The sequence below is a fragment of the Evansella clarkii genome (assembly GCF_002019695.1).
GTDB classification, from domain to species: domain Bacteria; phylum Bacillota; class Bacilli; order Bacillales; family Salisediminibacteriaceae; genus Evansella; species Evansella clarkii.
On the sequence record NZ_KV917376.1, the window covers coordinates 2,620,108 to 2,639,208 of the forward strand.

A 19,101-nucleotide genomic window follows, 5' to 3' on the forward strand; every position below is an offset into this window, starting at 1 on the left:
CCAGCGTATTATGAATTCGATCCTCCATAAGCCCATCCTCAAATTAAGTTGACGCAACGCATGGAAATCACAGATAACAATACCCCTAAACCAATTCTTTTTTTTCGAAAGGCGAAATTCTCTTGAAAGGAGGAATTAACAAGAGTAAAATAGATTATAATTTTCTGAGATTTTATCCCGATGCAACCGTCCGTAAAACTCCCGCCTCAAAACATGAGTGGAAGCGAAGATGTTCAGGGGGGAGATAACGGACGCTAACATACTGGTTAGTTCAACTAAAAATCAGTGAGGGATGAATAACCCCCCACTGATTTAAGGTTCACTTAATATATTGATAGGAGCGGTTGCAGTTATGGAAAGTCTTACTAATTCTCTTGAACAGACAGAATCAGCAACGTGGAAAAAAGGCGTTTTGGACGGTCTCCCAATAGCAATAGGCTATATGCCCGTAGCGCTTACATTCGGCCTGATTGCAGGGGCAACCGGGCTGACTGTCATGGAATCAGTCTTAATGAGCATGATCGTTTTTGCTGGCGCCTCTCAGTATATGGCCCTTTCCATGATTGCACTTGGTTCTGGGGCCCTGGAAATTATTCTTGCAACATTCATCGTTAACTTCAGGCATTTGCTGATGAGTGCTTCTATTCATGAGCGGGCAGAGAAGTCTTCTAAAAAAGTCCGGGCGGTTTATGCATTTGGGCTTACAGACGAAGTTTTTGCTGTAGCATCGTCACAGGAAGCACCGGTACGTTCAGGCTATATTATTGGGGCAGGAGCGGCAGCTTATTCGAGCTGGGTGTCCTTTACAGCCATTGGATTCTTTGCAGGGTCTTTCCTGCCGGGGCTCCTGCAGGAAAGTATGGCAGTCGCTTTATATGCCTTATTCATAGCATTATTAGTCCCTTCGATTAAGAAAGAAGGGAAAGTTGTAATTATGCTTGCCCTTCTGGGAGGAGTTTTTCACACCGTATTTCAGCTGTGGATGTCAACAGGCTGGGCTATCATGCTTGGAACGATAGCTGCTGTTATATTATTTGAAGGTATTGACCGGGTTGTCCTGAGGGAGGTTGATGAAGAATGAGTATGACAATGTTCTGGATGATCGTGGGTATGGGAGCAGTAACGTATATTCCCCGGCTGCTGCCGCTTATCATGCTTAACACTGAAAACTGGCCTAAATGGTCAAAACGTATGCTCTCGAGGGTACCTTACGCTGTATTAGGAGCATTAATTTTTCCAGGTATTCTTACTGTGCATGAGAATTTATTGTTCGGGCTGTTTGCAGGTCTGACAGCAATTGTGCTGGCAAGTATTGGTGTCCCTTTAATCGGTGTAGTGGGCGGGGCGATTGCAGGGCTTGCGCTGGTTACATATTTATTTTAAATAAGTTGTACCGGTAATTAAAATACGGAAAAATAAAGAAGAGGTGTGTTTTATTCTGCAACCTGAAGTCAGGCAGGGGAACACAACCTCTTTTTTAATTGAAGTATGCTTTAAAATTGTATTGCATGGTTTGCCAAAGCTTCAGCACCCTGAATTTAATAATGCCTATAGCTGTCTTCCGTATCTTTTAGAAACAATGTCATAAAAGCCAAGTGAATTGTACAGCTTTTTAGTGGCTGCATTATTAATACCGGTTTCCAGTTCGATTCCTTTAAAGTCTTCCTGCTCGGCCCAGTACAGAACTTTCAAAAGGAGCTTTCGGGCTATCCCCTGGCGCCGGAAATCTTTTTGTACATAAAGATCATTCAACCAGATATAAGGCCCGCCCTTATCAAGCCCAATACCTTTATTCAGAAAAGCGCAGCCCACAATTTTTCCGTTTGTCTCAGCGGCAAAGATCTCTGCTCCGGAAGACTCCTCCAGTGCAAGGTCTACCGTTTTCAACAGCTCTTCTTCATTAATATCAATACTGAGGGCACTCATTTGTTCCATCATTAATTCCGTTATTTTTAAACGGATCTCCGGATTTTCTGATTTCTCTACTTTATAAACTTTCATAGGATAAGCCTCCAATCTCCCTGCCGTACACTATAACTATTCCATAAAAAATAAATATTTCCTTCGGGAATAAATTATAGCACAGGTAGAGGGAGGAGACTTCCTTTTTACATAGACTTCTGCAATGTTCTTATCTCCTACAATCGTCAGGCAAATATAAGGGTTTTAAAGCTCCTCGTTTAAGAACTCATCTGAAATTTCATAAAGGGACTTCTGGATATCCATAAGCTGTTCCCGCTCAGCTAAAGTTGAATCGGCAAATGCCTGGGAAAGAGCTTGTCTGGCACGTTTGATTTTCTCTGTTGCTGCTGCCTGCTGTAATGGTGTATGTGTCTGTGCCATAGCCGCTGCCGCTTCATTCACTGCATCTCTTGCTTCCTGAAAATAGCGATTTCCCATTAAGAATCCTCCTGTAGTTAATTATTAATTTTTACTTTCTGCAGAGTGACCTGGAATGATCATTCTGTATTATGAAGCTATACAGGAAAAACTATGTGGAATTTTTGGCTGATTATGAATTGAAATGACAGGAGAATATGCCTTTTCAACTTTGTGGGGTGACAGGGGGGGACAACAAAAAAATGCACGGCATGAGATGTATAATCTCATGCCGTGCAGGCTTTAAATATTGAATCGGTCTTCCAGGAAGGCGGCGACGCCGTCTTCTTTATTTGTAACCGTTTGTTCATTGCTTACAGATTTCAGCTCATCAATGGCGTTGGCCATTGCTACGCCGCAGCCGGCATAATCAAGCATTTCCAGATCATTGTCTTCATCGCCAAAAGCAATGACTCTCTCTTTCGGAATACCGTAATAATCGGATATTTTCTTTAATCCAACTGCTTTACTGAGTCCTTTTCTGACGATCTCAATCACGTTCCATGGGGCTCCCCAGGATCTCTGGTCAATAACCTCCGCATGAGCGTCTTCCAACAGGTCTCTGAGCTGTCTGTAGTTTGAATCTTCCGGATGCACTAGTATTGATGTCGGGTCCACTTTTAAGAGTTCTGACAGATTACCGTACTCAACTGGTGATTGTCCCAATGTAAAAGCACCGGCGAAGCCTTTGTTTTTATAGCGAAGATAATATTCATCCATTACTTCAACCATAATATTCTGTACTCTGAAGGCCTCGCACGTTTCAATCACCGAGTATGCAGTCCTTTTATCCAAAGGGGAATGGGAGGTCTGGAATCCGGAAGGGTCTTTAGGATGATGTGTGAACGCACCATTAAAATTTACCATAGGAGAATCAAGAAAAAGTTCCTTATAATATACTTCGCTTGCCCGGTACGGCCGGCCGGTTGCAATAACTACTTTATGGCCAAGTTCTCTCACTTTCGCCAGGGCGGCCCGGTTTCTCAGGGAGATGTTTTTGTTATCATCCAATAATGTTCCATCTAAATCTACTGCGATAATATGCGGCTGCATTCTGACTCACTCCAATTCCATATTTTTAAAAATTGCATTTTAATATCAGCTCGTTTTTTCCAGCAGCTTCTTGCACCTGCTGGGGGAAAAATTAGGTTTTGCCATGCAAACATGTTATAAATATACTATACTAGTTTAGGATGAAGATAAAGTAATCACTCATTCAGTTTTTTGGATGGCACAGATATTTCTGCAGGCCATTCAGAAAGGGGAAAATTTATATTTATCAAGGAGGGAAGAGCGGTGGAGCAATTCTTTTCCACGTTCTCTGCACGGACGATCTGGACCCCTGAATTAATTGTTGTATTAGTGATCATCAGCTTTTTTTATTTTATGATTACCGGTCCCTGGCGCCATAAGTTCCCAGGATCAGAGCCTGTAAAGGTATCAAGGAAGATCTACTTCCACCTTGGCCTTATCTGTATATACTTTGGTTTTGGCGGGCCTTTGTATGTTCTGGGCCATCTCATGCTGAGCATGCATATGCTGTCCATGGCAATTACTTATTTTATTGCGCCGCCTCTGCTGCTGCTCGGGACACCTTCGTGGTTTTTCCGGTGGCTTGGAAATATCAGAGTCATTAAAGGAATTTTTGTAGTTCTCGGCGTCCCGATTATCGGGCTGGTGCTGTTTAACGCTATGATTTCTTTTTACCATCTGCCTCAGATGTTTGACCGTTTTCTTACGAATGAAGGGTGGCACAATGCGTATCAGCTGGCAATGCTTGGAGCTGCGCTGATGATGTGGTGGCATGTTATTCCCCGAATGAAGACGAAACGGGAGCTTAGTGATTTGAAAAAAATGGGCTATATGTTCGCCGGAAGTGTTCTGATTACCCCGGCATGTGTCCTGATTATATTCGCAGGAGAACCCCTTTATGAAACATACACTAATCCAGCTGTCTGGGCGGCTGCAATCAGCTACTGTCTTCCTGCCGGCGCAGATATTCCTTATGAAATTTTCACCACAGGAGACCAGACTATCGCCCTGTTGACCCCCCTTCAGGATCAGCAGCTTGGGGGAGTTATGATGAAGGTTATCCAGGAGCTTGTATACAGTGCCGCGATTGGTTATATATTCGCCCTGTGGATGAGGTCGGATAAAGCGTCCACGGACAAGCTGGATGTTGAGCTTAAAGAGTACGAAATGGTGAATCAGAAAAATGTGACAGAAGCATAAGCAGAAAAGAGGTATACAGAATGAGTAAGCTACACAGCCTGCTTTTTTTAGCAGGTCTTGCATTGCTGCTTCAGGGATGCAGTTTTCTCTATTCGGCTCCGGCGCCGCCTGAATCTGATGCAATTATCGATGTAACCCAGTCTGAAGATGACTGGGGGATAGCAGATATATCAGGTGAAAACCAGGATGGTGAGCCTTGGAGCACAGAAGAAATGGCAGGGGAGTGGTGGGTAACAAAAACTATTTTCACCCGCTGCCCGACAGTATGTATGACGATGACGCCCAATATGGCTCAGCTTCAGGAAGGGATTCTTGAAGAAGACCTTGACGTGCGAATAGTTTCCTTTACAGTGGATGCTGACTTCGATACGCCTGAAAGGCTGCGTGATTACGGAGAGTCATATGGAGCTGATTTTTCGAATTGGGATTTTGTTACCGGATATACTCAGGAAGAGCTCGAAGAATTTGCGATGGATACGTTCAGGGCACCAATAGTAAAGCTCCCGGAACAAAATGATATTATGCATCCTACCCGCTTTTACCTCATCAGTCCTGAAGGTGAACTGGTCCGTATGTACAGCGGAGAAGACGGATTCGACCTGGAAGCAACGATCGAAGATTTGAAATATCTTCTGGAACAATGACATAATTAAGTAAACTGTGCCGGTATTTTTGTGTCGGCGCAGTTTTTTTCTTACAATACATATTAAGAACGAAAAATTCAGCAATTTGTGATAAAACATACAACCTTTTTCTATCAAGGTCTGTTAAAATATCAAGGATGTCAGAGGAAGGATGTGCGGTTAAAATGTTTGAAGAGCGGACAGCTATACAGGTTAGTGAAGCGGTTAATAAAGTAATGAAGTTTTCCCGGGAAGGGGAAAAGGAATATATCGATATTGAAAACGCAGATGGAAGATATCTGGCAGAAGCTGTGAAAGCGGACCATAATATACCGCCATTTGACAGATCTCCCCTCGATGGTTTTGCTGTTAGGAGCGAAGATACAAAAAACGCAAGCGGAGAACATCCAGTCAGGCTGGAAGTTATTGAAACAGTAGGCGCGGGCGGTGTGCCTTCCGTTGAGGTAAAACCAGGGCAGGCTGTTAGAGTTATGACAGGAACGATTATGCCTGAAGACTGTGATGCAATCGTCATGTTTGAGCTTACAAAAGAAATTGAAGAAGAAGGCAGACAATATATTGAAATAAAGCGTCCTTTTAAAGAAGGAGACTTTGTTTCCTTTGAAGGGGAAGAAACACAAAAGGGAGATGTACTGCTTGAAGCCGGAAGCAAAATACACGCTGGTGTAATCGCAGTTTTAGCTACCTTCGGATATAAAGAGGTACCGGTGGTTAGAAAACCGGTCATCGGAATTTATGCGACGGGGACAGAGCTTCTCGATGTTGGTGAACCTCTTGAGCCGGGTAAAATCAGAAATAGTAACGCTTATATGATTCAGGCTCAAATCAGACAGGCAGGTGGGGAGCCAGTGTACTTTGGCCAGCTGATTGATGATTTCGACCTTAGTTTCAACGCTGTCAGTAACGCTCTGGAAAAAGTGGATGCCCTTATTACTACAGGAGGCGTTTCAGTCGGAGATTTTGACTTCCTCCCGGAGATATACGCTAAACTGGGGGCAAATGTGCTGTTTAATAAAATTGCTATGAGGCCAGGCAGTGTAACAACTGTTGCGGAGGCAAACGGAAAGCTCCTTTTCGGGCTGTCAGGAAATCCTTCCGCGTGCTTCGTCGGCTTTGAACTATATACAAGACCATGGATTAAAAGATATCTTCATTCCCGGACTCCGTATGTAGAAACGGTTAAGGGAAGTTTGACGAAAGATTTCCCAAAGCCAAATCCGTTTACTAGATTCATTCGCAGTAAAACAGATTTTGCCGATGGGGAAATTACCGCTTCTCCGGTAGGCATGGATAAATCTCAAGTAGTAACATCCCTTGCCCATACGGACGCACTTGTGGCAGTTCCTGGAGGGAGCAGAGGCTATAAAGCCGGTGACGAAGTAGATATATTACTTTTAAACCGGGAAGGTTCAGCAATTCCTCTGAAAGACCCTTTAAAAAACAGGAAGGAAAACGAATGAGAGAAACACCGATTATTTTTCAAATCGCAGGTTACTCAAACAGCGGCAAGACAACATTAGTTAAAAAGTGGCTGGAAAGGTTAAGCGAGGCGGGGATAAAATCTGCTACTATTAAGCATCACGGCCATGGCGGAAAACTAAAAGCCGCCGATACAGGGAAGGATTCTGCCGGGCACAGGGAAGCAGGTTCTTCCGGCACGATTGTTGCAAGCGGCCAGGAGCTCCAGTTTATGATGAATCTGGACAGGCCTTTAACCCTTGAGGAATTAATCAGTTTTTATAAACCGTTTTCTCCTGATATCATTATTATTGAAGGATTCAAGAAGGAAAAATACCCTAAACTTCTGTTGTTGCGCAATATGGATGACCTTAGGTTTGCGGAAAACGCCTTTAACGTGAAAGCGGTGGTTTGCTGGAATGATGACATGCTTGAGGCTGCTGAAAAAAAACTGAATGTCCCGGTCTTTTCTATTAAAGAAGACAATCAATATCTTGACTGGCTTATGAGCCGGATAAACAAGGAGCGTGATATTTGATGGCTGAGCAGAAAAACTTTTTAATTACTGAAGAAGTAATCAATATTCAGGAAGTTGTAGATAAAGTAACAGACAGAAATGCCGGAGCTATTAACACCTTTATTGGAACTGTCAGGGAATTGACTAAAGGAAAGAAGACTCTTTATTTAAAATATGATGCTTATGTGCCGATGGCCGAGAAAAAACTAGCACAGATAGGGGACGAGATCCAGATCGATTTCCCTGAAGCAAAAGTAGCAATAACACACAGAATTGGCGAGTTGGGCATCACTGATATCGCGGTAGTTATCGCCGTCTCCACGCCACACCGGGCGGATGCCTTTACTGCCAGCAGATATGCGATCGAAAGAATTAAAGAGATCGTCCCAATCTGGAAAAAAGAACATTGGGAAGACGGGGAAGAGTGGATCGGCGATCAGCTTGAAAAGAAGCCATACCCATCCGGAAAGCCTGAAAAGGAGGACTTGCAATGATAAAAGTATTGTTATTTGCTGAACTGGAAGAAAAAGCCGGACAGCGGGAAGTTGAAATTTCAGCGGAAGAAATGAAAATTTCCGATATAAGAATTTATCTCCTGAATAAATTCCCTCAGTTAACGGTTATAAATACAGCAATGCCAGCAATAAACGAAGAATACGCTGAAGACGAAGTGAAAGCGAAAGCCGGCGATAATGTTGCATTCATTCCTCCAGTAAGCGGAGGTTAATAATATTGATTTATTTAGTGCTCCTGCTGAGACGGGGGCATTTTTTATGGAATGTGAGAGGAGGCTCTTGCATGCCCGCTTAGAGGGGAATTGGGTGGAGCGGTAACGTTAGGACGTCTCGCATGCCCGCTTAGGTGAAAAATCATGTGGAGCGGTAACGCAAGGATATCTCGCATGCCCGCTCGGAGGAAAAATCACGTGGAGCGTTAACGCAAGGATATCTCGCATGCCCGCTCGGAGGAAAAATCATGTGGAGTGGTAACGTAAGGACATCTCGCATGCCCGCTTGAGGGAAAAATCACGTGGAGTGGTAACGTAAGGACATCTCGCATGCCCGCTTAGGTGAAAAAATAGGCGGAGCGGTAACGCAAGATGTTCTTGCATGCCCGCTCGGAGGAAAAATCATGTGGAGCGGTAACACAAGATGTTCTTGCATGCCCGCTTAAAATCATGTGGAGTGGTAACGCAAGAGGTCCGCACCGCCCGCCGCCCGTAAAACAATTAACTAACAAAACCGAATTAAATTAACCCCCAGCCACATAAAAAGAAAAACCGCTGCACAAAAACCAAACCTGCAGCGGCCCCGTCAAGTTCACATTCAATTTCATTTAATCAGGCGAACATGCTTCTTACTTTATCACTCATCATATCGGGAGACCAGGCTGGCTCCCACGTGAGATTAACTTCACATTTTGAAACTAGAGGATGCTGCTCCACTGCGGTTTTGACACCGTTTATCATTGTGTCGTGAAGAGGGCAGCCAGGTGTGGTAAGTGTCATTCTCACAGAAACCTCAGTATCTTTTACATCTACATTATAAATCAGCCCCAGGTTTACTACATCCACACCAAGTTCCGGATCAATTACTGTGCCGAGCTTTTCCATGATTTCTTCTTTTGTTATTTTAGCCATTTTAAATCCTCCTCAGGTTTTTAATAAATTTTTATTTCTCTTACTCTTTCTCCTGTAAGCCAATCGTCTGATTAACCCAGAATCCCCTTCCACTCCCTGAAAAAGTCTCTTAATAAGTGAAGGCCTTCCCAATAGTGAGAATATAAAAAATAATGGTAAACGCAAAGAGAATAGCAGTTCCGATAATTAAGACTTGAAGACCGGACAAGAGGCTGCAAATAAACAGGATTAAGGCAGCAAGCTGGAACCATAGTTTTCGTTCAGCGACTTTTTCATCAACCATAATTGAGAGTGACGGAGTTTCTTTCTGTCCAACCTGCCCTCCATACCGGAAGGTCCACCAGAGAAATGGGATTATTTTTGACAGATAGGCTGCAATAGATAAACTGACGAAGCCCAAAATATAAAACATCAGTATTGGACCGAGTACGGAATACTGCAGAAGAAAGTCAATATTTACTATTGAAAGTAGGAATAAAACTACTGAAAGTGCAGTAAATGCTTTTAGTAAGGTGATGAAAAAGATAATGCCTCTCCCAGGGTTTTTCTTAAATTTATTTTTTCTGATTTCGCTTATCTGAACGAGCAGCATTACAAGGCCTAATGACAATAGAGCAAGACTAAATGGGAGGAAGACGGAAGCCATTCCCGCCGCTCCGGCAGCAGCGCTGACCCAGATTGCCCCATGAAGAGCAATGAGAATCCATTTTTGCCACTTTTCGTCATGCCCATGTGCCAGAAAAAACATAGGGAGCATTTTAAAGCTGTAGCCAGCAATAAGGAACAGAAACCATCCAATCAGGCCGGCCCATAAATGGAGAAGAAAAATTCCGTTATGAAAGGTTCCCAGGAATCCGAAGCGGAAGTTTAAAACCATAATCAGTCCTGTCGCCACTGTTAATCCTAAATACAGAAGCGCGCTTTTAGTGGCTGAAATGACAGGGTTTACGAGTTGGGAATCTTTAAGAGTCAGCAGGACATTAACCAGGAAACAAACCACTCCGGCGACAGTTAGAAGTCCAAAAATGGTTAGTGCAGGTAGATTAAAGTCAGGAAGGGAGATATATAGTCCCGTCACTCCTGAGATATACAGGCCAAAGTGGATAAATCCAAGCTTACTGCTGTGGACAGGTCTCTGGGAAACTACCTGAATTAACTGATAGACAGCTCCCATAGCCAGCATCGTCGCCCAGCCGAGAATAAAAAGATGAGCCATCGCAAGGGCGGCGGGGGAACGGAGAGATTCAAAAGAAAATACTCCCGGATTGCTTGCGAGACCGACAGAGAAAATCACCAGAAAGATCAAACTTGAAATAATAAAAGAAAAGGGGAGGATAAACTGATCGGTGTTTTGTGAAGTACTTTGCTGTAATGTTTTATTCATGTCTGTCCCTCCTACTCGTCTGTGCGTGTTAAATGAACTTTTGCCGAACCGTCCGGTTGTTCTTCTATAGTGTAATTCACACCTAAATTTTTCAGTTCTTCCAGTAAATAAACCGGTACCCGGTCATTATGAATGGTCAGCGTTTCCGAAACTTTCAGCGATTCCAGTCTTTTTAAAGTTCTGACCATGGGCTGTGGTGGTTCCAGACCTCTGTTATCAAGAAAGAAAGCTCCTTTTTCTTCGTCCTTCAAAAGGTTTTCATTCGTCGGGAAAGCAGGTGCCCCGTGAACCGGTGCAGGAGTCTCTTCTTTTTTCTTTCTTTTAAAAATACTTTTTATTAGCCCTTCTTTGTTTTTTTCGAATATGGTTCTGTAATGATCTGCTGCTATTTTTTCAACTTTATTCGTGTAGCCCTTTGCTTTCATAATAGTGAGAAGCGGCACAGGTTTAATAGTGGAATGAAGAACCAGCTTTTCGTCCTTCTTAAGAGCCTTCACAGTGTTCATAATCTTTTTAAACGGATCCTTTTTGTTTTCCAGATCCTTTCGGACATCTAAATTTACTATAGTCATCTTACTGTCCTCCTTATTACCTTCTGGGTTATTACCATAACTATAGTAATTATTTGAAAAAGAAGAAGTGATTCAAGTCACAGCGCCTGTCACATGCCACAAAAATTTCACAAATCTCCTAATAAATAATTTGTATTGTGATGTAATTCACATAAAACTCAGGAAGGAGAGCTTATAATAATAAATGTGGCCGGGGAAATATACTTTCTCCGCGGTCCATAGTTTTACCTCCTGATTCATAAACAGATTAATATAGCTGATGACCCCCAATCGAATAGCGTATTAATCCACGTTACAAACCTAAAGAATGTGCAACATGTGTTGTTCATAATGACCCCCAATCATATGAACAGATTAAAGCTGCTGAAATTATTCAGCAGCTTGTTTTCTGTATAGGGAGTCATCGGGAAAACGTAATAAAAAAACTGAACAGGTAAGATCTTTTCTTAGAGATAGTTATGTAGTAAACCAGGAGCTGAATAAATGGAGGAACATCATGATGAGAAACAGAAAGGCCATGAACCGGTGAAATTTTCTTCTCCTGCCTGTAGCTTTCCGGTTACGAATCAAGCCGGATACGAAAAGAATAATAAAAATAGCTGCTGCCAGCAAGCCGGTGGCAGCCTGAATGTTTTCTCTGAAATTTAAATACTGAAATACACTGATAAAGTGGATAATTACTATAAATACAGCAGCGACTGCGAAGGGACGGTGAGTCTTCATCCAGAATCTCGCTGTCCTGGCAACCTTTTTCTGAACCGCTCTGTTTTTTGACTTGCGGATCCATAGAAATAATATAAACATGAGAAAATTACTAAGTACGAGAAAAACAGTTGTATAGCCTGATATTATTATGAAAATCTGGCTCACTTCCATACCTCCTTTGCCGGAGTAATACATAAGGCAGTGCGCATTGCACTGCCTTAAGTTTACAACTGTTTAATTTGTAATGTAAGTTTTCAGCCCATCCAGATCGTTTATTATAATATTCCCCTGATGTTTATTCAGAATTCCCTGCTGTTTAAGCTGATTCATCATTCTTGTGACACTTTCTCGTGTAGCACCGAAAAAACTACCAAGATCTTCGTGAGTCAATTTTAATTTAATAATAACACCATTTTCAGATGCCTCTCCATAATCTTCCGTGAGCCTTACAAGTGTCGCAGCCAGGGCGCCTAGTTTTCCATATAATGCAACATCTCTCAGAGTAGCCTGTGAGATTTGCAGTCTTTCGGCCATAACACGGAATATCGCCATCCCAAGCTCAGGATGCTGATACAGGAAGAGCTCAAGTTCCTCATTTCTAATGAGGGAAACGGCACCGTTCTCAATTACAGATGCAGTAGCCGGATAGGTACAGTTTGCTTCTTTAAATAATGCTACCTCCGCAAACATCTCTCCAGGCTGTCTTATACTCAGGAGAATTTCTTTTCCAACCGGTGTGCTTTTCGAGATTTTAACTTTACCTTCATTAACAAAATATACAGCTTCGGCAGGGGACGCTTCGTGAAAAAGAACTTCCCCCTTCGTGACATTTTTAGAGATAACAATCTCGCTTAACTGATCTTTTATTTTTTCCGGCAAGTGTGCAAATATTGTAATTTTATTAAGGATATCATTCATAAATAAACCCGCCTCCTTCGCTGGTCTTTATTCATATATGAGCATTGTAGCAGGAAGAAGGATTTGTAACTGTGACATTTTTCATAGTGTATCATATCAAGCCAGGCAATTATTTGTGGAAAACTGTTACAAAGTGATCTTTGTCTTTTTGCTCCACCTCATAACTGAATCCTTTTCCTTTCATTATGTTGTACAGAGGTTCAGGAACAAACGGAGTGTGCAGGACCAGCTGGCCGCCCTCTTCAACCTGTTCCACTGTTTTCATAATTCGCTGAAAAGGTTCTTTTTTCTGCTGAATATCTTCTCTTACATCGAGGGTAAAGATTTTTGACATGGAAAATCACCTCATTTATTTTTGTTTAAGTATCTGCTCTCATCATAAAAGATTCCAATACACAGAGCGGTGACTAACGTCACCTTCCCGCGATTTTAAAAATATGATCCATGCGATATGAAATTTGGCTAAAGAATTAAATCATACGTGTGATTGTTTTCACATAAGAAACAAACCAATCATGGTAAAGTATTGGCAAGCAATATATGAAAGTATCAAGGAGGTTAAATATGGTACAGTTCCAAATTAATCATCTGGGGGAAGACGACGTTATCTTAGTTACAGGGGGTACAAAACCTCATGTAGGAGCTATTGTTATTGCTGTATGGGAGGAAGGGCAGCCGAACGTAGTCAGCCATAGTCTGCCGGGCCACAAAGAAGAAGGATTATTTACTGAGCTGGCAAAGGTGTGGTGTCACACCTTTCAAAAAAATGTTGTTGTCAGCGGAGGAATACATGTTGATAATGCAACAGCAGAAGACATAGAAAATTTAGTGAATGCTGCCTGGGAAAGTTTCTTTAATCTCATGGCTGATCATAAAGTAGTTGCTCAGGAGACACATTAAGTTTTCGCCATAGCCATAAAGAGCTGGAAGGCTCGGTATGTGACAGGATGAAAAGTCTTATTAAATTCTGTTATATAAGCAAATATTAACTATAAAATAAAAACCTGTGTTATATTCTCACTACATTTAATTTTTCTAAAGGCAGGCTTGTGTTTGAATGAGACTGTGCAGGGAACTACTATAGTAATTATTAGTTAGTGGAGGGAATAACGTGGAAATAGAAGTAACGGATAAGGCAGTGGCGTGGTTTAAAAAAGAACTGGATCTTACAGACGGTGAAGCAGTGCAGTTTTTTGTGAGATATGGGGGACACGGTGACTTTCAGACAGGTTTTTCTTTAGGTGTAACGAAAAAAGATCCGGAAGACCCGGCTGTGGAAACGACCAAAGATAATATACAATTCTATATTGAAAATAAGGATATATGGTATTTCGACGGAAAAAACTTTTTAGTGGAATACAACGAAGACAGAGAAGAAATTGTTTACAAACATAATAATTAAAATAGTTATGAGAAACCGGGACATCAATTAGTCCCGGTTTTTTGCTGGGAGAAAACTTTGCAGTTTCCTTTCACATGGTGAACTTGCCCCGCCCCCTTGCTACAGCCAACTTTTCCCCCCTAAGAAACACTGCCCGGTCGGCATTTCCTCAAATCAGTTTTTCCAATTTTGAACAGTGTGTGTCAGAAATAACTCGGAATTGTGAATTAATCAGCTACTTCATAATTTGGTCATATTTATTGCCTTTTCCACAGTTGTAATGGTGATAACATTGGAATCAGCAAAAGGAAAACAAAACCAAAAAGCACATAGAAAAAAAGCAAGATGTTCAGGGAAGTGAAAAATGACGAATTTGTGAAGTTGACAGATTTGTGAACTGCAGACCAATAGATGCAGAGTCCAGCTGAACACTAGAGTCACAAGAGGTTCGCAGGGGGTTGTTCACAAAAGATTATTGGATAAGGCGTCTGGAAGTGACTTTTTTCACAGAATTGGTGTGAGAGTTTACACAGTTCCAGGATACTCAAATTTTTAAAATAAAGACATGAACAGTTGCTGAATTGACAGACAGAAATAAAGGAGGAAATGCTGTGGAAAGGTTAGAGAGGTCCTTTTATTCAAAGGCAAGTATGTATTCTTTCATAGTAGTAGTTGTGTTGTTTATGTTGATGTGGATAGGCACAGGCCAGTTTTCACATATGGACTGGATGTTATTCGGATATATGGTTTCGTCCTTTATCTTCTTTATCGGAATAACAGTCAGACTGACATCATGGATTATGAGGCCGGCCACCTATGAAGTTTTGAAACGATCAATAAAAAACATGAAAACAAAAAAGCGGCAAAAAAGAAATTTCAAAGCGATAGGTAAAACATTGTTCGACAATATCATTCTTCAAAAATTCATTTTTAAAAGAGGATGGTACAGAGGCATACAGCACTGGCTTATAGCCTGGGGTTGTATCGGGTCCCTTGCAATCACCTTCGGGCTAACGTTCGGATGGATGCACTTTAAGTTAATCAACGCAGAAACATATCAGATGGTAGTTTTCGGAATTCCAACCATCTCCATGCACCCGGACGGAATTCTCGCTTCCATGATATTTGAAGGATTGAATATAACAGCTGCAATGCTTCTTATAGGGGTAATCATGGCACTTGTAAGAAGAATCGGAAATAACGATTTGAAGGTTACTCAGAGGGCAGAGTTCGACTTGTTTCCATTATATTTGCTTCTGGCAATGACAGTAACAGGTCTCGCCCTAACAGTTTCCTATAAACTGCTAAGCGGCTGGATGCACCCTGAACTGGCGCTAATTCACCAAATTACGGTAGTAGTTTTCCTTGTATACTTCCCATTCGGAAAACTGTTCCACCTGCCGATTCGTCCAATGGCAGCAGCAGTGCCGATGAACTATCAGGAAGTTGTTAAGGTAGACACGAAAGAGTGTGCCGGCTGCGGCGAGCTGTACTCAAACGATGATCAAATCGCTGATGTGCAGCAAATCCTTGGCAACCAGGCATTTGATCTGGAAATGGATAACGGCAACAAACCTTCAGACTATTGTACAGCTTGCCGAAGGATGATCAGAGTAATGGATCACCTGAATATGAAATCCAAATTCGGAAAAGTCAGCGGACCTGTACAAACAAACAATGGAATTCATGTGCCGGGCTTTGGACGGGAACGGTCGGAAGAATTTTATAACCAGGCAGTAAAGGAGGAAGTTAAATCATGACAGAATTTGTTGTTAAACCAGGAGTTAAAAACATCCAGAATAAAGGTGAAAAACTGATCACCACTCACTGCTGTTACTGTGGTATGCAGTGCGGTATGCATATAAGAGTAAATGAAAAGTCAGGGAAAGTGGTAGGGGTAGAACCGAGATATGACTGGCCCGTAACGCTTGGGAAGATGTGTCCTAAAGGTGTAACTGCTTACCAGACAGTAGACCACGAAGAAAGAATTAAAACGCCTTTAATTAAGAAAAATGGAAAGTTTGTTGAAAGTACATGGGAGGAAGCACTTGATCTCATTGAAAAGAATTTCAAAAGGCTTCAGAATGAGCACGGAAAAGATGCCCTCTCTGTATTCGGCGGTGTATCGATGACAAACGAAAAATGCTATCTCGTTGGGAAATATGCAAGAGTAGGATTAGGAACGAGGTATGTAGATTATAACGGAAGATTCTGTATGTCCTCTGCTGCGGGAGGCTTCATGAAAACTCTGGGAATTGACAGAGGTTCAACACTGCCATGGCCGGAAATCGAGCATACTGACTGTTTCTTCATGGCAGGAAGTAACACCGCGGAATGTCACCCAACATCTATTCAGTGGCTCTGGAAGGCAAGGGATAAGGGAGCGAAAATGATCGTTGCTGATCCGAGGGAAACACCAACTGCTAGAATCGCAGATGTGCACCTTGATTTAAGATCAGGAACAGACTCAGCTTTAGCAAACGGAATTATGCACCTTCTTGTCAGAGAAGGATATGTAGATGAAACGTATGTGAATGAAAGATGCAACAACTACGAAGAGCTAAAAGCGTCAGTAGCTAAGTTTACTCCTGAATATACGTCTGAAATTACAGGAGTTGCAGTAGAAAAAATTATTAAAGCAGCACATATTTACGGACAGTCCCCTCGTTCGGTCGTTATGTTTGCACGAGGTGTTGAACAGCAGAAAAAAGGCGTTGATAACGTAAGCCTTTATACTTCCATGGCTCTCCTCAGAGGCCAGGTCGGAAAATTTGCTTCCGGTGTTGCAACCTTTACAGGACAAGGGAACGGACAGGGCGGCCGCGAGCATGGCCAGAAGGCAGACGCTCTTCCAGGCTACCGTAAAATCGACAACCCGGAACATGTTAAATATGTGTCCAGCGTTTGGGGAATCGATCCGTCAGAAATGCCGAAAGCAGGAGTTTCAGCTTATGAAATGTTTGATGAAATTCAAGCCGGCAGAATTAAAGCAATGCATGTAATCTGCAGTAACCCGGCGGTATCAGCACCAAATAACAATTACATCTGGGATGGTTTCAACAAGCTGGACTTCATGGTAGTAAGCGACTTCTTCCTCTCTGAAACAGCCGAATTTGCAGACGTAGTACTGCCGGCAGCAACATGGGCGGAAGATGAAGGAACAACAACAAACCTTGAAGGAAGAGTAATCAGGATCCGTAAAGTAAAAGATCCGATTGGCGAATCAAAACCTGACTGGGAGATTATAAACCTGATTGCAGAAAGAATGGGCAAAGGAAAGTACTTTGGCTATAAAAACGTACCGGAAATCTTTGAAGAATTCCGCTTAGCATCTAAAGGCGGTAAAGCAGACTATTATGGAATCACTTATGACAGAATTGAGAAAGAAGACGGAGTTTTCTGGCCTTGTCCTTCCGAGGACCACCCGGGAACACCAACAATGTTTATCGATAAATTCGGAACACCAGACGGAAAAGCGAATCTTGCAGCAGTAGAGTGGGAGGAGCCAGGAGAAGTATCTGATATCGAGTACCCTCACACACTTACAACAGGACGTGTCGTATTCCATTATCTTTCAGGTACACAAACAAGAAGAACGAAATTCCTTATGGAACAATGTCCGGAGCCATATGTAGAAATGCATCCTGAGCTTTCAACCAGATATAACATCCAGGATGGTGATAACGTACTTCTTACCACGAGAAGAGGATCTATGACAGTGAAAGCAAGACTTACAAAAGCGATCAGAGCGGACCATGTGTTTATTCCATATCACTGGGGCAAAGAGCTTTCTGTAAACCAGCTCACTAACCCGGCTCTCGATCCAACATCAAGAATGCCAGAATTTAAAGTATGTGCCGTCAATCTCAAAAAGGTGAACTAACAGAAGCTGGAGGAGGAAACATTCATGAAAAAAGTAATGTATTTAGAATTTGAACGCTGTATCGGGTGTAGATCCTGCCAGGCTGCCTGCAGAGAATGTGGCGGTCATGATGCAAAGGAACGTAACTACGTTGAGTATATCGACTTTTTTGAAAGCAGACAGACATTTCCGATGATGTGTATGCAGTGTAAAGACCCGGCATGTGCCCGAGTATGCCCTGCAAATGCGATCCAGATCACAGAAGAAGGCGTTGTACTCTCGGCTATGGAAGAAAAATGTATCGGCTGCCGAAACTGTACATTCGGCTGTCCATTCGGAATTCCGAAGTTCGATTTTGAAGAGAACAAGATGTACAAATGTGACATGTGTTATGACCGTACGAAGCATGATATCGCTCCAATGTGTGCGTCCGTATGTCCAAGTGATGCAATTCGATTTATCGACCATGAGGAAATGATGGAATTACGGAGAAAGAGAACACAGATGAACTTGATCGAAGGCAAAAAGCCTTCTGAAAATGATAAATGGCAGTACGTACCGGAGTTTTTCGGAGTCTATTCAGACTGAAGTACCGGCTAAAATTCGGAAAGGGGTGGCAAACATGTCAAATGATTGCCCGAAAGAAAGAGGAAGACACGGAAAGAAATCAAAAAGTGATATGGTGAATCTCACAGAAAACATCGAGCAAAAGGATGATATGACTTTAAATCGCCGCGCATTTTTAAAAACAGCAGCGGGAGCCTCTATGGCTCTCGGGCTGGCTACTGTCCCATTCAGCTTAAGAGCGATGGTAGGGCTTGCCGAGGATGACACCGAGCATGTGGAAATTATTCAGCTGGACCAGCTGCCACGTGGAGAATCAGTAACATTTAATTATCCTACAGATAACGACCCTTCTATCCTTGTTCATACAAATGACGGAGAACTTGTAGCATATAATTCAGCCTGTACTCATCTAATGTGTCCGGTTTTCTACGAAAAAGAGAGTGAGACTTTGCTTTGTCCGTGCCATAAAGGATATTTTGACCTGAAAAGCGGCCACCCAATTGCCGGTCCCCCGCAAAGGGAACTTCCGCTAATTGAAGTTGAAGTAATTAACGGAACAGTATATGCCACAGGGAGGCAGTACCGCCATGGGTAAGAAAACGTGCTGGGGGATAATATTTGTAACCATCGCAATCAACGTGGTTATGCTGCAGTGGACAGTGGAAGCCTGGCTGGGGAGAGAATACGAGATTACTTTAGTTTATTCCGGCATCGCTGTTGTTTCAGCATTCATTGCATTTTTTACTCTGCTTCAGTGGAGAAAGCTGGAATATAATACAGGCACTGAAAAAAAGCCTGATTCATCTGGTCAGTCTGGGGAGACAGATCAAGCAGTTTAACTCA

Annotated in this window: 24 protein-coding genes; 15 read left to right on the forward strand and 9 right to left on the reverse strand. The window is 42.4% G+C overall.

The window, feature by feature from the left end; translation table 11 throughout:
• Positions 1–352 precede the first annotated feature (352 nt).
• Both BK582_RS11980 and BK582_RS11985 read left to right on the forward strand, forming a co-directional pair.
• Positions 353–1,081, forward strand: coding sequence for an AzlC family ABC transporter permease (locus BK582_RS11980; RefSeq protein WP_078595264.1), 729 nt, complete (start codon positions 353–355; stop codon positions 1,079–1,081).
• Positions 1,078–1,383 (forward strand): AzlD domain-containing protein, encoded by a 306-nt coding sequence (locus BK582_RS11985; RefSeq protein WP_078595265.1) that lies wholly within the window; start codon positions 1,078–1,080, stop codon positions 1,381–1,383. The genes BK582_RS11980 and BK582_RS11985 overlap by 4 nt, the downstream gene beginning before the upstream one ends.
• Before the next feature lie 165 nt (positions 1,384–1,548).
• On the opposite strand, the gene BK582_RS11990 is transcribed toward BK582_RS11985, so the two are convergent.
• From BK582_RS11990 to BK582_RS12000, 3 genes are all read right to left on the reverse strand, one after another.
• On the reverse strand, positions 1,549–2,001 hold the full coding sequence (locus BK582_RS11990; RefSeq protein WP_078595266.1) for a GNAT family N-acetyltransferase: 453 nt from the start codon (positions 1,999–2,001) through the stop codon (positions 1,549–1,551).
• Positions 2,002–2,166: 165 nt separating this feature from the next.
• A complete protein-coding gene (locus BK582_RS11995; RefSeq protein ID WP_078595267.1) occupies positions 2,167–2,400 on the reverse strand; it encodes a DUF3813 domain-containing protein in 234 nt (77 codons plus the stop codon).
• A gap of 222 nt (positions 2,401–2,622) precedes the next feature.
• On the reverse strand, positions 2,623–3,432 hold the full coding sequence (locus tag BK582_RS12000) for a Cof-type HAD-IIB family hydrolase (protein ID WP_078595268.1): 810 nt from the start codon (positions 3,430–3,432) through the stop codon (positions 2,623–2,625).
• Between the two features lie 243 nt (positions 3,433–3,675).
• Here BK582_RS12000 and ctaG point away from each other — a divergent pair, with 243 nt between their 5' ends.
• The 6 genes from ctaG to moaD all read left to right on the forward strand — a co-directional run bounded on the left by ctaG (position 3,676) and on the right by moaD (position 7,957).
• Positions 3,676–4,611 (forward strand): cytochrome c oxidase assembly factor CtaG, encoded by a 936-nt coding sequence (gene ctaG, locus BK582_RS12005; RefSeq protein WP_078597975.1) that lies wholly within the window; start codon positions 3,676–3,678, stop codon positions 4,609–4,611.
• A gap of 20 nt (positions 4,612–4,631) precedes the next feature.
• Positions 4,632–5,255, forward strand: a complete 624-nt coding sequence (locus tag BK582_RS12010) for an SCO family protein (RefSeq protein WP_078595269.1) — start codon at positions 4,632–4,634, stop codon at positions 5,253–5,255.
• A gap of 164 nt (positions 5,256–5,419) precedes the next feature.
• Entirely contained in the window at positions 5,420–6,715 is a 1,296-nt protein-coding gene (locus BK582_RS12015; RefSeq protein WP_078595270.1) for a molybdopterin molybdotransferase MoeA, read from the forward strand.
• A complete protein-coding gene (mobB, locus tag BK582_RS12020) occupies positions 6,712–7,251 on the forward strand; it encodes a molybdopterin-guanine dinucleotide biosynthesis protein B (RefSeq protein ID WP_078595271.1) in 540 nt (179 codons plus the stop codon). Before BK582_RS12015 ends, mobB begins: the two co-directional genes overlap by 4 nt.
• Positions 7,251–7,724, forward strand: coding sequence for a molybdenum cofactor biosynthesis protein MoaE (locus BK582_RS12025; protein WP_078595272.1), 474 nt, complete (start codon positions 7,251–7,253; stop codon positions 7,722–7,724). Before mobB ends, BK582_RS12025 begins: the two co-directional genes overlap by 1 nt.
• Entirely contained in the window at positions 7,721–7,957 is a 237-nt protein-coding gene (gene moaD, locus BK582_RS12030) for a molybdopterin converting factor subunit 1 (protein ID WP_078595273.1), read from the forward strand. Before BK582_RS12025 ends, moaD begins: the two co-directional genes overlap by 4 nt.
• Positions 7,958–8,569: 612 nt before the next feature.
• Here the strand turns inward: moaD and BK582_RS12035 are convergent.
• The 6 genes from BK582_RS12035 to BK582_RS12060 all read right to left on the reverse strand — a co-directional run bounded on the left by BK582_RS12035 (position 8,570) and on the right by BK582_RS12060 (position 12,782).
• Entirely contained in the window at positions 8,570–8,869 is a 300-nt protein-coding gene (locus tag BK582_RS12035; protein ID WP_078595274.1) for a metal-sulfur cluster assembly factor, read from the reverse strand.
• Positions 8,870–8,978: 109 nt separating this feature from the next.
• Positions 8,979–10,253 carry a heme-copper oxidase family protein gene (locus BK582_RS12040; RefSeq protein WP_078595275.1) on the reverse strand — a complete coding sequence of 425 codons (1,275 nt, stop codon included), beginning with the start codon at positions 10,251–10,253 and terminating at the stop codon, positions 8,979–8,981.
• A gap of 11 nt (positions 10,254–10,264) precedes the next feature.
• Positions 10,265–10,825, reverse strand: a complete 561-nt coding sequence (locus BK582_RS12045; RefSeq protein ID WP_078595276.1) for a DUF2249 domain-containing protein — start codon at positions 10,823–10,825, stop codon at positions 10,265–10,267.
• Positions 10,826–11,281: 456 nt separating this feature from the next.
• Positions 11,282–11,695 carry a hypothetical protein gene (locus BK582_RS12050; RefSeq protein WP_078595277.1) on the reverse strand — a complete coding sequence of 138 codons (414 nt, stop codon included), beginning with the start codon at positions 11,693–11,695 and terminating at the stop codon, positions 11,282–11,284.
• Between the two features lie 69 nt (positions 11,696–11,764).
• The gene (locus BK582_RS12055; protein ID WP_078595278.1) at positions 11,765–12,448 is read right to left on the reverse strand and encodes a Crp/Fnr family transcriptional regulator; all 684 of its coding nucleotides are present in this window, start codon (positions 12,446–12,448) and stop codon (positions 11,765–11,767) included.
• Positions 12,449–12,557: 109 nt separating this feature from the next.
• A complete protein-coding gene (locus BK582_RS12060) occupies positions 12,558–12,782 on the reverse strand; it encodes a DUF2249 domain-containing protein (protein WP_078595279.1) in 225 nt (74 codons plus the stop codon).
• Positions 12,783–13,012: 230 nt separating this feature from the next.
• Between BK582_RS12060 and lpdD the strand changes: the two genes are divergently transcribed.
• From lpdD to BK582_RS12095, 7 genes are all read left to right on the forward strand, one after another.
• A complete protein-coding gene (gene lpdD / locus BK582_RS12065) occupies positions 13,013–13,348 on the forward strand; it encodes a prenylated flavin chaperone LpdD (RefSeq protein ID WP_078595280.1) in 336 nt (111 codons plus the stop codon).
• 211 nt (positions 13,349–13,559) lie between these two features.
• Complete coding sequence (locus BK582_RS12070; RefSeq protein WP_078595281.1) at positions 13,560–13,850, forward strand: HesB/YadR/YfhF family protein; 291 nt, start codon at positions 13,560–13,562, stop codon at positions 13,848–13,850.
• A gap of 590 nt (positions 13,851–14,440) precedes the next feature.
• Positions 14,441–15,589 carry a respiratory nitrate reductase subunit gamma gene (locus BK582_RS12075; RefSeq protein ID WP_139368239.1) on the forward strand — a complete coding sequence of 383 codons (1,149 nt, stop codon included), beginning with the start codon at positions 14,441–14,443 and terminating at the stop codon, positions 15,587–15,589.
• Positions 15,586–17,712, forward strand: coding sequence for a formate dehydrogenase subunit alpha (fdhF, locus tag BK582_RS12080; protein WP_078595282.1), 2,127 nt, complete (start codon positions 15,586–15,588; stop codon positions 17,710–17,712). Before BK582_RS12075 ends, fdhF begins: the two co-directional genes overlap by 4 nt.
• Positions 17,713–17,736: 24 nt before the next feature.
• The gene (locus tag BK582_RS12085; RefSeq protein ID WP_078595283.1) at positions 17,737–18,279 is read left to right on the forward strand and encodes a 4Fe-4S dicluster domain-containing protein; all 543 of its coding nucleotides are present in this window, start codon (positions 17,737–17,739) and stop codon (positions 18,277–18,279) included.
• 34 nt (positions 18,280–18,313) lie between these two features.
• Positions 18,314–18,853: a Rieske 2Fe-2S domain-containing protein gene (locus BK582_RS12090; protein ID WP_078595284.1), complete on the forward strand. Its 540-nt coding sequence runs from the start codon at positions 18,314–18,316 to the stop codon at positions 18,851–18,853.
• On the forward strand, positions 18,846–19,097 hold the full coding sequence (locus BK582_RS12095) for a hypothetical protein (protein WP_078595285.1): 252 nt from the start codon (positions 18,846–18,848) through the stop codon (positions 19,095–19,097). The genes BK582_RS12090 and BK582_RS12095 overlap by 8 nt, the downstream gene beginning before the upstream one ends.
• The last annotated feature ends 4 nt before the right edge of the window (positions 19,098–19,101 follow it).